The sequence below is a fragment of the Sphingomonas sp. CFBP 8760 genome (assembly GCF_014841615.1).
Classification (GTDB): Bacteria; Pseudomonadota; Alphaproteobacteria; order Sphingomonadales; family Sphingomonadaceae; genus Sphingomonas.
Window position 1 is genome coordinate 1 of the sequence record NZ_JACYUG010000016.1, and the last position, 13352, is coordinate 13352.

At 64.3% G+C, this 13352-nt stretch carries 10 protein-coding genes and 1 pseudogene; 7 read left to right on the forward strand and 4 right to left on the reverse strand.

Annotated features, from left to right (window positions below; translation table 11 throughout):
- The 3 genes from IFT82_RS16130 to IFT82_RS16140 form a co-directional block, all read left to right on the forward strand.
- The coding region (locus IFT82_RS16130) for a hypothetical protein (RefSeq protein ID WP_199860547.1) at positions 1-417 on the forward strand (417 nt) is incomplete at its 5' end.
- Between the two features lie 188 nt (positions 418-605).
- Positions 606-878: a hypothetical protein gene (locus IFT82_RS16135; protein ID WP_192128709.1), complete on the forward strand. Its 273-nt coding sequence runs from the start codon at positions 606-608 to the stop codon at positions 876-878.
- Positions 878-3826, forward strand: a complete 2949-nt coding sequence (locus IFT82_RS16140) for a hypothetical protein (protein ID WP_192128711.1) — start codon at positions 878-880, stop codon at positions 3824-3826. The genes IFT82_RS16135 and IFT82_RS16140 overlap by 1 nt, the downstream gene beginning before the upstream one ends.
- A gap of 514 nt (positions 3827-4340) precedes the next feature.
- On the opposite strand, the gene IFT82_RS16145 is transcribed toward IFT82_RS16140, so the two are convergent.
- Together IFT82_RS16145 and IFT82_RS16150 are read right to left on the reverse strand one after the other, a co-directional pair.
- Entirely contained in the window at positions 4341-4700 is a 360-nt protein-coding gene (locus IFT82_RS16145; RefSeq protein WP_192128713.1) for an SDR family NAD(P)-dependent oxidoreductase, read from the reverse strand.
- Between the two features lie 35 nt (positions 4701-4735).
- Positions 4736-5515: pseudogene (locus tag IFT82_RS16150) on the reverse strand (fumarylacetoacetate hydrolase family protein); the annotation flags it as partial.
- A gap of 235 nt (positions 5516-5750) precedes the next feature.
- On the opposite strand from IFT82_RS16150, the gene IFT82_RS21370 reads away from it, so the two are divergent.
- Positions 5751-7373: an AAA family ATPase gene (locus tag IFT82_RS21370; protein WP_192128715.1), complete on the forward strand. Its 1623-nt coding sequence runs from the start codon at positions 5751-5753 to the stop codon at positions 7371-7373.
- Positions 7370-8188: an HNH endonuclease gene (locus tag IFT82_RS16160; protein ID WP_192128717.1), complete on the forward strand. Its 819-nt coding sequence runs from the start codon at positions 7370-7372 to the stop codon at positions 8186-8188. The genes IFT82_RS21370 and IFT82_RS16160 overlap by 4 nt, the downstream gene beginning before the upstream one ends.
- A 144-nt stretch (positions 8189-8332) precedes the next feature.
- Here IFT82_RS16160 and IFT82_RS16165 read toward each other — a convergent pair whose 3' ends face one another.
- A complete protein-coding gene (locus IFT82_RS16165; RefSeq protein ID WP_192128719.1) occupies positions 8333-10783 on the reverse strand; it encodes a hypothetical protein in 2451 nt (816 codons plus the stop codon).
- A gap of 602 nt (positions 10784-11385) precedes the next feature.
- Between IFT82_RS16165 and IFT82_RS16170 the strand changes: the two genes are divergently transcribed.
- Positions 11386-11832, forward strand: coding sequence for a hypothetical protein (locus tag IFT82_RS16170; protein ID WP_192128721.1), 447 nt, complete (start codon positions 11386-11388; stop codon positions 11830-11832).
- A 454-nt stretch (positions 11833-12286) separates the two neighbouring features.
- Positions 12287-12640, forward strand: coding sequence for a hypothetical protein (locus IFT82_RS20590; RefSeq protein WP_207105812.1), 354 nt, complete (start codon positions 12287-12289; stop codon positions 12638-12640).
- 309 nt (positions 12641-12949) lie between these two features.
- Here the strand turns inward: IFT82_RS20590 and IFT82_RS16185 are convergent, their stop codons facing one another.
- A complete protein-coding gene (locus IFT82_RS16185) occupies positions 12950-13198 on the reverse strand; it encodes a hypothetical protein (RefSeq protein WP_192128727.1) in 249 nt (82 codons plus the stop codon).
- Positions 13199-13352 lie beyond the last annotated feature (154 nt).

The following is a 13352-nucleotide window of genomic DNA, read 5'->3' on the forward strand; positions in this document are numbered from 1 at the left end:
CCTCCGGTTCCGAAAACACCTTATCTTGGTGTCCACGAAACCGGCAGCAGCTCAGCCATCGCGCTCGGACATTGCCGCCGCCGGATAGATCGAGCGCTGAAGATCGTGAGCTTCGGCAAGGAACCCGACGAGGCTGCGCTGCAGCTCGAACTGACCCGGCAGATTAAGCTGATCGACGTCGCTGCCATCGGTCGCGAGGTCCGCCAGGCTCTTGCCGATGCGATCACCGCTCGGGATCTACCGGCTCTGCTGAAGGTCTACGATCGGAAGGATCAGGTGCTGGCCGGTCTCGCAGCGATGAAGGGCGTGAAGAAGGACGCCTTCGTCGCCTGGGTCGCGCGCGCGATGAAGGGCGCCAATCGACCCGAGCTTCGCGACGCCGTCCGGTCGATGCTTCCCGTTCCGATCGCGAGCTAGCGCATGGACCGCGCCGGATGATCGAGCGACCCGTGACGCATGGTCATCGGGCGCTCGCTCCTTCCTTGAGCCTGGCCAAGCGGCTGCATCGCCACCAAAGTCGGTCAGCATCGACAGGACGGTCGGAACGCCGATGCGGAGTGGCCCACGAGAATGGCGGTCGCGATGACCGAAGGAGGAGGGGCGCCGTGATCGATGATCGTTTCATCGCTATCCGTCTCCGTTCTGACATCGAAGATGCAGTGGACCTACGATCGGAACTGCGCCGACCCGATTGGTCGAGCGCTTCGTTGGAGAAAAAGGCCATAACAGGGCGCGCCGGAAGGATTGCCACGTCTTCGACATTCTCGTCGGCGCTTGACATGGAGCGCCTCATTGCGCTCGTCGGCGTCAGAAGCCAGATCGTCGGCGGCAGCGCCGCGCAGGACGTGATCCAACCGCTGGCAGAGGTGATCACGTGATGAAGAACCGATATCAGCTCCGCCAGTACATCCGCTTCCAGCTGGAGCAGATGAGTCCCCGGAACGAACATCACCTCTTCGAGGAACTGGCGTTCGAGCTCGCTCGCCAGACCGTGAGCCGCCGGCTGATACCCGCGACCGGTCCTGTCCAGGCGGGGGGCGATCAGGGACGCGACTTCGAGAGCTTTCGCTCCCATATCGCCAACGGTCGTACCCCCTCCGGCGTCGCGGCCGGCATCGACGGCGATTCCGTGCTCGTATTCGGCTGCACGCTCGACAAGAAGCTCGAAGGCAAGATCAGGGGCGACATCGGAACGATGTGCAGTGGCGATCCGAAGCCCGACGCGATCTACTACTACGCCGGGCCCGACCTAGCGGTCGCCAAGCGGCACAAGCTGCAGGCCTGGTGCCGCAGGGAGCACGGAGCCGAACTTGAGATATTCGATGGGCAGGCGATCGCCAGTCTTCTTGCCGAACCCGAGCACTTCTGGATCGCGGAGCAGTTCCTGGCCGTGCCGGCCGAGATGTATCCGCCCATCGAGGCCGACGGCGAATACGCCCGCCTGAAGGACCGTTGGTTCGATGCCGTACGGGAGATCGCCAATCAGGCCGATCTGATCGAAGTGAAGCGTGGACTGCGCAAGGCCACGTTCACGCCGGAATTCAGGCCCGATCTTGGCAGGTGGCTGACCCTCATGGAAGGCATCGCGCGTTCGCAGGAAGGAGCCATCCAGCGAAAGGCGCTATACGAGATCGCCGTCGCCCACCTACGTGGCCGAGGACAGCTCGATCCGGTGGAGTGGGCTCTCGATCGGTTCTTCGAGAGCTTCGCCGGGGAAGCCGATCCCGACCCTACCGACGTGGAGGATGCGACCGTGCTGGCGTCCTATGTTTCCTCCGCCTGCCGTCAGGGCGACTACTCGGCGCCGCTCGAGAAGGCTCTGGCCTGGACGAAACAGGCGCGGGTCGCCATCGATCGGGCGTTGGCCGGCGATCTCGCCACAGGCTCGCGGTTCCGCCTGCTGCTCGTCCGCGGACATCTCGACTTCGACGCGGCGACGGCCGCCGATACCGGAGACGTGCGTGCCGAAAGGCTGTTGACGCACTGGGAGTTGGCGATGAATCTCGCGGCGGAGTCGCCCTTCGCCGACGCCGACGCACTGGCCACGCTTCTGGAAATGGTCGTCCCGGTGATCGGCGAGCATCCCCGCTTCCGGGCTCTAGCCGACCGGGTGGATGACGTCGTCGCCGAACGGGGCGGAAAGGCGGCAGCGGCGGACCAGGCGCGCAGACGCGCCCTCGGGTATCTGCAGGCCGACCGCCTCACGTCGGCGATCGACCAGCTGCAGCGCGTCAAGGAGGGATGGTTCACCTCCGAGAACATGCATGGCTCGGTGCTCGCCATGCTTCAGCTGGCTCAGGCCTATCTAACGCTGAACTTGCCCCTGGCCGCCCGCTACTATGCCGCTGCGGCGTTCTACGCGATCGGTCATCACACGCGAGACGGACTGCGTCCGATGATCTCGCACGCCGCCTTCCTCTACGCCAACACCTACCTGCTGAACGGCGAGGGCCTGACGTACATGGCGGCGGCCGGGCGCGCTGCGGAACTGCATCTGAGCTTCAGCGCCGATCCCGAAGATCTCGAGAAGCAGGACGAGTTCTCGGCTGCCATCGCCCAGTCGAGCCAGATGCGCGCGATGATCGCGACGATGGCTCCCGCCCTGCTCCCGCATGCCGACGCGATCCTTGACGGCTGGACGATCGACTCCGCCTATGGCCGATCGATCCGGGAGATGAGCGGCAAGAAACCGTGGAGTGCGATGAGCGTCCGTGAGGTCGAGGCGAAGCTCGCCGAACAGACCGGCCAGGGCCTCTTCAACGACCTGGGCGATACGCTGCGCTTCCAGTGGCACGCGCTCGGCATCGACTGGTCGATCGAGGCGGATGCCGGATCGCGCATCCATGCGGAGCGCATAGGGGCGGCCTTGCAGATCGCGCTCGTCGACCTGTCCGACGAAGACCTCCTGATCATCCCGGGCGACGTGCATGTCCGGGTGGAGATCGGCGTGACATCGGAGTCCACGATGCAGCAGCAGCCCGACAACGGGGTTCTGACGTTCGTGATCACGCTTCCCGCTTCCGGGGAAGCCGGGGACGAAACCGCACGGACGATGGCGATGGTATCGACCATGATCCTGCAGGCTACCGCCATGCCGTTCGAGGCATACCGCGCAGTGCTCGAGACCAAGATGAAGCGCGGCCTCACCGCTCGTGCATTTTGGGTGCAGCCGGCCGGACAGCTGCTGAGTGACGTCAGGACGCTACTCGTCGGCGGCCTTCCCGATTTGACCGCGGAAAGTCAGCCAAACCTCGCGGAGCCGCCGCCTCTGGCACACCCGGACCTTGCCTGGCGGGACGGCCCCGCCCCGGGGTACTCCGCCCGGCTTGCGCGGATCGCCCTGCAAAACCGCTACTCGCGGACCGCGGTCGTCGCACGGGAGGTCGTTCCGCAACTCATGGTTAACCCTACGTCACGCCGTGCGATCGATGAGCAGCATCGCTCTGGTGTTCCGGACTGGCAGCTGATCAACGCGATATACAGCATCGTTCTCAACGCCTCGGTGGAAGAGGAATCGAGAGAGACGCCGCTCCACGACTTGCCAGTCCATATTGGGGTCATGCGGCGTGCGATGGAGCGCCTGGAAGCCGGCCAGATCCCCGACGTCGACCCGGCTGCGTTCACCGCTGACGCCCTCCAGTTCCAGATGGACCTCAACGTCCTGGCCACGCTGAAGGGGTGGGGGCTCGAGCTCCACCGTCAGACACCTGATGCCGACGCTGTCCGACGGTTTCTCGATGCTCGCTACAACGGCTCGACGGACGACATTCCACACGAGAATCATTTCGGCTGGGCCTTGCCGACCGACGACGGATCGTCCGGATGAACCGACGCATCGGGCGTTCGTCAGATCATAGCGCCTGAGCGACCGGGGAAGGAGTGCATGACGATGTCATCCACCGTCGGGACGGTGCTAGGGCGATGGCGGCTCCGAATGCTTCCCGCCAGCATGCACTGATCGAATGGCAGCACGTGCCTGGACCAGGCAGCAGCTACGGCTGCCGCTTGGCCCTCATCGTCTCGACTCTCTTCTTATGGACGTTACGGGTCCATCGCGCAGACATCACGATCGCGGCATCAATAAGAACGCACAACGCGCCGAGCCGTTGACAATGCTACGCCCGCACTATGCGATTCCCGAAGATCGATCTCGAGTACCTATGCCGTGACTCGTAATTCGGGTCCTGGGCGCCGAAACGCCCGATCATGGAGGCGTAAGGGCAAAACATGTCGTCGGAAACCGATATGGAGATCTACGAACGGGGACTCAGATGCCACGAGGTCGAGCCGAGGTTGACGATCATTCCTCCGCCGTTCCAGCGCGTCGCAGGTATGACGGCCTACGCTGAGAAGAAGATGTGCTTCAGGTTGACGCCCAGCCTGTCGTCCCAGTACTCCTCAGTGACGTCGTCGATCACGTGCCGGTAGTCGTTGGCGGCGTTGTTCACCAGCACGTCGAACCCGCCGTTCGCCTCGGTGAGCCTTCCGATGACGGCCTTCAGTTCCTGGACGTCCTTGAGATCGACCCGTTCGTACGCGACCGTGCCTCTGCCGCCTCGAAGGCGGTCGACCAGCGCCTTGGATTCCTCGTGCGCGATGTCGAAGAAGGTGACGTTCGCCCTTTGGCTCATGAACGCCTCGACGATGCCCGCTCCGATGCCAGAGCCGCCGCCCGACCCGAGGACCCGCTTGCCATCCAAGCTGGGTTAGCACGCCTGCGTCGACGTGGTTCTGGTCATGCTCGTGCCGACATCGTCCCCTGCAGTGTCCGGAACATCTCTCGAATTCCGAATGTCCATGGCCGTGCATCCTTCGACGTCACGACGCGGTTCTCTAAACGGCCGAGGCTGGAGGATCCGATCCGGACGACGTCGCCGACCTTGTCGGTGAAGCCCAGACCAGGAACGTCCCGGTCCTGGACAGGCGTGAGTAGTGTTCCCAGAAACAATGGGAAGCCATCCGGATACTGATGTTCGTAAAGCGTCTGACGCACGAGTTCCAGAGGATCACGGCTGATCTGGTTTATCGAACTGCGTCCCTCCAGGCGATAGCCATCGCCACCTTCGATCTCCAGTTCGATCTCGGCACAACGAACGTCGTGGATCGTGAACGAAGCATCGAACAGCCGGACGAAGGGGCCGAATGCACAGGAGGCGTTGTTGTCCTTGGCCTTGCCGAGCAGGAGCGCGCTTCGTCCTTCGAAATCCCGTAGGTTCACGTCGTTGCCCAGCGTGGCGCCGATCGCGGCGCCTGCCGCATTGACGACGAGGACCACCTCCGGCTCGGGATTGTTCCAGGACGAGTCCGATCGAACGCCGACGTCGGCGCCCCATCCCACCGTCGACAGGACGGGAGCCTTGGTGAAGACCTCGGCATCCGGACCGATGGCCACTTCCAGGTATTGCGACCACATGCTGGCATCGATCAGGGCTGCCTTCAGTCGTTCAGCCTGCTGACTGCCGGGGGCGACAGCTCGAAGTCCGTCTCCCACTCTGTGTTCGAGTTCGGCGCGGATCGGCTCGCCTCTCCTCGACGGGCTCGTTGGATCCGCCTCGGGCTTCATAGGCTCATCGTCGCCGAATGGGGGACGTAACGCCTTGGCAGTCCGACCGGCGATCGATACCTCGACACATCAACTCGACGAGACGTAGATGCCCCGCATTCCAGCCGAAACCGAGATTCCGATCTATCTCTCGCTGTCGCGCGAGGGAGCGCAACGACGGGCGATCAGGGGACGTGCGCTCGTCGTCGTGCCCGATCGCCGCGGCTTCAACGACTTCGGTGCAATCTACCGGGCCGACCTTCATCTCGTCGGCGTGGAGGACGCAGACGAACCCTTGCGGATGCGCCTCATGATCGACGGCCATCGGGTCACGCAGATCTATCTGATCGATCACCTCGGCGTTACCGGCCGGCACGGTCGTCGCCCACGAACGAGCATCGGTCGGATCGAACAACCCTTCGTCTCGGTGCTGGAGAACGAAAGGGACTATCGACGGCTGGTGGAGCTGCTCGGTTTCGACGACGCGATCGGATGCCTCAGACGGATGCGCGATGCGGTGCTGGCGCGGCTCGAACAGGAAGCCGACGACGTGCAGACCCAGCGGCTCACCCGCACTATCGAGTTTCATCAAGGAGTCCTGCGGGACGTGGGCACGTGGACCGCGTTCCGTCAGGGCGATCGCTATCTCACGCCAAACCGCAGGCCGGACGTCGACGATGCGGCGAGCTCGTTCACCGTCGAGGCCAGCATCCGCGGCATGGTCGGCGAGCATGTGCTGGACGCCGACTTCGGCGAGGACTTTCCCCTGTCGCGCCGGACGATGGTGCTCGTCGGTCGGAACGGCACCGGAAAGACGCGACTGTTCGAAGCGATGATCGACGGATTGCGGATCGCAGCGCCCTGGCAGGCGGAACTCGACGTCGACCGTGCCGCGACGTTCCGTCCGCGGCCCGATTTCTCGCGCCTGATCGTCATTTCGTCCGTCGCATCGGATCCCTATCCTAGCTCGCTGCCGCCCTGGGAAGGGATCGACTACCGCTATCACCGAATGATCGGGGCACGCGGCGGCGAAGACGGCGGACTGACGATGGCGCTGGTCGACTGCCTGCGCGCCGATGGCGACGTCCAGGGCTTCGAGCGTCCAGGGGCCATGGAACTACTGAACGCGGTGCTCGGACCGCTCGGCATCGCCGACGAACTGTACGTCGCCCTGAACGAGCCGACGGGGCCGGACACACTCCCGGCCCCGATACGAATAGGCGAACGCGACTACTTCCCTCTCTTCCGACGGATGAACGAACAGCGCAATCTGCAGCTGTATGCTCGCATCGACACGGACCGTCCGCCCGTCGTCTTGGCAGGGCTACGCGCCCGCAACCTCAGCAGCGGCGAGGTGGCGCTGCTGCGCTTCGCCGCCTATTCGGTGGCGTCGCTGCGTCGGGGAACGATCTTCCTGTTCGACGAACCCGAGACGCACCTGCACCCGAACTACATCTCGCAGTTCATGGAGATGCTGGACCGGCTTCTCGAGGGGTCGGGATCGATCGCGCTGATCGCGACGCATTCGGCGTACGTCGTGCGGGAGGTACCGTCACGTCGGGTGCGAATGATAACCCGCGATGCCGACGACGACACGATCATGATCGATCCACCGACCCTGCAGACGTTCGGTGCGAGCATCGACACCATCTCGCAGTTCGTATTCGGCGACATCGGGCCGAAGCACCGGTTTCAGCACGTCCTCGAGAAGTACGTCGCGGACAATCCGGCAGCCACGCTTCACGAGATCCGGCAGCGCTTCGCTGACGACCTCAACCCGGAGACGCTGTCGTATCTCGCTGAGCTGGTCGATCACCGGGGCGATCTGTGAGGTTCCTGCCGTTCCCACCGGATGCCGGAGACGAGATCATCCGGACACAATGTCTCAAACCCGACTGGTCCGGGCGAGAGGCGCAGTGGCTGACGGCTGCGGCGAAATACCGTCGCTTCAGAGGAAATCCGTGGAGGGTGCGTCCCGCCGGCTTCGTCGACGCGGATGCAGACGCACTGTTCGCCCTCTACGATTCGCGCGGTCGGTCAGGGCCCATCGCGCGAATTCGACGTCCGGCCGTTCCCTTCAAGAGCTGCCCGATGTGCGGCTCGCTAGGCGGTCGCTCCCTGGATCATGCCCTGCCGCGACAGCGGTTTCCCGAGTTCTCCATCCTGCGCGAGAATCTCGTGCCCGCCTGCGAGATTTGCAACAGTAGCGAGAAGGGCGACACCTACCGTGGTCCCAGCCGGCCCACGCGCTTCATCCATCCCTACTACGATCGCTGGGCGTCGAGGGCTTTGTGGCGGATAGCATTCGAGCATGATCTCGACGTGCTGCGGTTCGAACCGGTCGCGCTTCCCGATCTGCTGCCCCGTCGACGTCGCATCGTCGATTTCCATGTGAAGACGTTGCTGGGTAAGGACTGGCGGGATTCCGTTAGACGGGAATGGAGTTCGCTGCCGGGAAAGCTACGTCGCCGGGTCGGTTCCGCTCCGACGTCGGCGGCGGTGCGGGTCGAACTCGGCGTTCGCCTGCAGGACGCGACGGACACGTATGGCGTCAACAGCTGGGATGCAGGCTTCCTGCGGGGCCTGCTTGCCGATCCTGTCATCGTCGAAGGCCTCGTCGATCGCGTCCGTGCGCTTCCGGCCTGAAGCGAGGCGCTGCTAACGCATGATCGGTCGATGAGCGTGGGCGCGCTTCGTGATGCGATTCCGCGTCCTGACGATCGATGGGCCGCCTCTGCTGGAGCATGGCTTTTTCTGGACGCGATCGCGGGCGCTAAGGGATCACGTTCATCAGAGACCATCCGTTCCAGGCGTGACGATGACTGCGATCTCCTTGATGGTCGAACGGCCGGTCGGGGCCTCGCCATCGAGCACCGGGGTCCCGGCCATGTTCGTCCGTCCGTCGTGCACGACGAGAAAGCCCGTCTCGACTCCGCGCATCCGCATGTAGTGCGTAAGCTGCTGCTCGCCGGCCGCGGCATAGCTGCTCGAGTAGGGGCGGCCGCACATCTTCAGTTCGACGATCACCCGCAGGCCACCGTCGAAGCGCATCAGGATGTCGAGCCGGCCACCGCCGGCGACCATCTCCTCGATCACTTCGGCCCGTCCGCGAAAGCAGGCGCTGAGATAGGTCTGGAACAGTGCCTTGGCGACTTCCTCGGGCCTCGACGTCCATACCCGCTTGCCGCCCTCGTTACGCCAGAAGGTCGACCGCCGGTTGCATGCGACGAATTCAGCGTAGTCTCTGATCGCCTGTTCGACCTCCTCGAGAAGGATCGGATGCCGTGACGTCTGGGACGGGGGCGAGGCCGCTACCAGGGCGCCAGGATCGCCGCCTCTGCTGACTGCCATCCGAATCAGTTCGTTGAACTGGACCTTCTGCGGACCGGTCAGATCGTCACGCTCCAGGGCATTCCAGCACGTCCGGATGGCGAGCTCGTTTTTGCCGTCTCGAAGAGCCGCGACGGCAAGCCGCTCGAGCAGTTCGCGGGTGGCACCGAAGAGGGCGATCCGCTCCTCAACCCTGGAGATGAGAGCAGCCCATTCCTCATGCCGTTGCAGCAGGCGCTCGAGGGCCTCGCGCGCCGGCAGCTCGAGTGGATGTTCCGCTAGAAGATCGTCGAGGCGTGCTCGCGCCCGATCGGTGTAGCCCTGCTGCTCGAGGGCATCGGCGATAGCGAGGGAAAGGAGGTTCCTGGAACGTGACGACGTGGTCCGATCGGCGTTCTGGTCGAGCCGTTCAAGATGCTCGATCCGGTCATCCATGCTCAACGACCGATCGAAGAGGACCGTGGCGAGGCGGGCGGCCAGCATGAGTTCGTCGTCGTCGTCCTGGGCCAGTTCGTCGATGATCGCCCGGGCTTCCACCGGATCGAAGTCGTCGAGCAGCCGTCGGACACGCTCGGCTCGTACGAGTACCTGCGACCCCGAGGCGGCGCCCAGTTCCGCGGCTTCCGCCCGATAGGCCGCTGCGTCGTCGTGACGTTCGAGCCCCTCCGCCGCGAGCCTGGCCAGCGTCAGGATCGAGACGAGAGCGTCCTCGAGACCATGCACGCCCCGGCGAAGCCGGATAGCGCGATCCGCCTCGACGAGGGCATCGGCAAGGAGGCCGAAGTCGAAAAGACGCTGAGCGACCAGATGGAGGATGGCGCCTCTGTCGGCATCGCCGAGCAGACCCGGGGCGTCCACGATGTCGACGAGCGAACGTAGGTTCGCGGCTGCTACATCGACGCCCTGATGAGCGACGGTATCGCACACGATCAGCAAAGAACCGATAGCATCATTCTTTTCTCCTGCTTCCAGAAAGGCGTCGGCGGAAGCCCTCGCGGCCTCTACGGTCTTATTCAGATCGACTGAGGGACTCAGGGCGACGTTGCGCCATGCCCACGCCCGGTCGATCGCCTTCGGATCGTCGGCGAGGACGCGACGCCAACGTACGAGCGCGCTTTCGGCACGGCCCTGGCGCATCGCGACGGTGCCAAGGAACGTTTCCAGTGCGTGCCGTTCGTCCGTGGTTGCTTCATCGGCCAGAAGCGTTCTGGCATCCGCCTCGGCGAGTGGTTCGCGCTGTAACGCGGTGGCGATGGCGACTCTCAAACGTCGTATCGGAATGACGTCTCCATCGACCTGATCGAGGTCGATCCGCAGGGCGGCGGCGAGAAGGGCCTCTTTCATGACGACCAGGCCTTCTTGGATGCCGTCGGTCAGCAGGCTAGCCGCCGCCCCATGCATTCCGGCCGCAGTCGCCTCGTCGATGCGGGCGACCAGTTCGGGTGTACGGTTCTCGAAGACGCTCGTGACGATACGTTGGAGACGGCGGGAGAGGTCCGGATCCACTTCCGTGCCATCGTCGGCTAAGCCACGCGCTAGGAACTGACCTGTCCTCAGGTCGAGCTTCCCCTCGAGCCGACGGAGCGGGGCGGCAACCCGCCGCATTCGATAGCCTGCAGAGGTCAGCGCGCCGGTCACGCGATGCTCAGCCTGATCGAGCGGATCGGCATGCGGAGCAGCCGCTTCTGGATCGGCTCCCGGCACGGGGGCGAGTGCGGCCTCGAAGGCCTCCATATCCGGAAGATCCGGGGGATAACGAACTTCGGCCGCCTCGCCCGTGACTTCGATCTCCAGGCGGAAGGGGGAGGGCGCGGCGGGCGAGGAGACCTCGAAGTGACGTACGGATCGGCCCTCGACGGAGCCCGCGTGATCGACCGTCATCTCGCTTGGTATCGGAAGTTCGTCATCCATGGTCGACCGTCCGGACATGGCGAACAGCGAACGAGCTATCCGCGGGAGGAGCGTAATGCTTCATATGACGGTGATGGACGGACCCGTAACCCCCGTCCAGACAAGATACCGCTGCCTTGGCTCAGTCCGATCGCCAGCCTGGAGATCGTCCCGCAGAGCAGCATCCATCGTCTCGGTCGGCTGCTGCAGGCTCTCTCCACAGCCATCGCAGAACGCCACTCCGGCGGAATGCCGCCAGCGTTGTATCCGAAGGCAGACCGGGCAGGTCGAGACGAGCATCTCGCCTGTCTCGTCGTCGAAGGGAAGGCCTGTCGGGATGCATGCTCGTCGAAGCAGTCCGCGCACGATCGGCAGAGGCCGACGTGGAGCCGCCGAACCAGGTTCGCCTCCTGACGACGACGCCCGACCTCACGGTCCTTCTATCGCAGGCCGCGGATCATACCTTCCAGTCGCATCTCCTGCGCTCCTCGACTTTCTGACGCAGGAATGTCCCGATGGCCACCGGTAGTCGGGCCATACTCATATTCTTGCCGTGACCCCTAAACGAGACGAGCCCCGCGCTTCGCGGCTCCAAAATGATCCGCAAACACCAGGAGGAACGAATGACGCTTGCCAGAATTCACTACGAAGACACGGGACGGGAAGGCTATCTCCTACTTCATAGCTTCGACGGTACCGTGCGCGGGATCGTCTTCCGAAGCGAAGAGGAAAAGAGAGGGGCGCTTGCCGATGGCCGCGCGGCCATCGACTGCACCGCGGTCGAGCGTGGTCTGCTGCCGCGTGGAGCGACCCTGGTGTCACGGGCGACCGCGCGCGATGCGGCAGCGCTGATTGAGGAGCTTCGTGATCCCGCCGATACCGCACCTCGTGATCCGCTGGCTGCGACGAGACTGGCGTTCTCTCTGAAGCTCCTGATGGAGCGCAGCGAATACATCGACGGCCAACGTGATGCGGAAGCGCGCCGCGTCGACCCGATCGCGGCGCGACGCTACGACGCCATCGTACAAGAACTGATCGACGTAGGTCCGATAGCCGAGGAACCCGAATAGCACGTCCATGCCGAAACCGTACGTCCCGGTCGGTAAGGCAGGGCGCAAGGGGACGATCGGTGAGCGTGGTGCGCCGGGGCATGGCGGCAGCGAGAGGGGGGCTAGGATCGACTGCAGGCCGGAGCCATGCGGTCGGCCGACCGGGGTTCGCCCGTGCTGTGACGCAGGCACTTCATTGGAGCTTCATGAGAGCGGTGAGCTTCTCGACCTCGGACCCCATCCTCCTGGCTCCCGCCGGGACCGCATAGACGTTCGCGGCAAGCTAGAAATGCTCCGCGATCCGATCATCGTCAGACACTTCGCGCCACTAGACGCGCCGATCGTCATCCCAGCGGTATCGTTGCTCCTTGAGTTTGTCCCGGACGTGCAGGGCTGCGTCCACCGGCCTGAACTTCCAGCTTGGTCGCATCGTCATCGTGATCAGGGCAGCAAGCGCTGACCGGTCGTCGAAGCGATGCTCGACCAGATGGATGACGGCGTCTACGTCCGCGTCGGGAGGCTGGGATTCATGGAACCGTCAGGCTTGATAAAAAAGATAGCCAAGTGCCGTTCCGTCAAAGCCGTACGACCGCCAGTCGATCTGGCTCGTCGAGCAAGGCCATGGGAAACCATCGATGTCCTGAAGGCGACGTTCGATCCAGGGTCGGTCGAACGCGGCGTTATGCGCGATCAAGATGAAAGCCGCACGCAGCGGGCGAAACGCTTCCTCGTCGTCGATCCTTCGGTCGGGCACGTCCTCTTCGTTAAGACAAGTGATCGCTACGATCTTCGGGGAATGGCCATGCCGGGATGCTCACACCACCGTTAGGCAGGCCGACATGGGTGACGACGCCGGTCCGGTCGAACCGTAAGCGACGCACCGCCAGTTCGATGATCGAACTAAGCGCGGCGTTTCTGCCGGTGGTCTCCGCGTCGACCACGATGCCAACCCTGGTGTCCGTCCCGTCGCCGACGCCGGTCGGCCCCTCCTGCACGTCGAGCCTGTAGTGGACGCGTACGTCTTCGCCGCAGTCGCGGCGACGCGACCGACCTCTGCCGGATCCTGCATGGTTCAATCCTTCCATGTTACCAGGCGGCGGCGGGCATTCCGCCCGCCGCCCGCGCAGAGGCTTTGCTTCTACAGTTCGACGCGCTGCTCGATGTCGACCGCGAACGTGCCGGCGTCGAGCCAGCGGCGGTCCTTTTCGACATGCCGGATGAGCTTCGCCAACGCCTCGGGGACGAGCGCGATGACGAGCGGCAACGAGCGATGGAAGCCGACGTGGATCTCGGCGAGCGGAATCACGTCGTCGTCGAAACGGCGGCGCAGTCGGTGGAAGACCTCCATCGGATGCCGGGCTATGGAGGCGTGGAACGCCTGCATCATGATCGGCCCATCGGCGAAGGCAATCGAAGCCGTGTAGAGCCGTGGTTCGGTCTGGGACCGCCCGGTCCTGCCGCGACGAGGTCTGGTCAGGCGGCTGCGGTCTCCTGTCTGCGGGCCGATCGAGATCCGGCGGGAGGCGTCGTCCTGGTCCCCA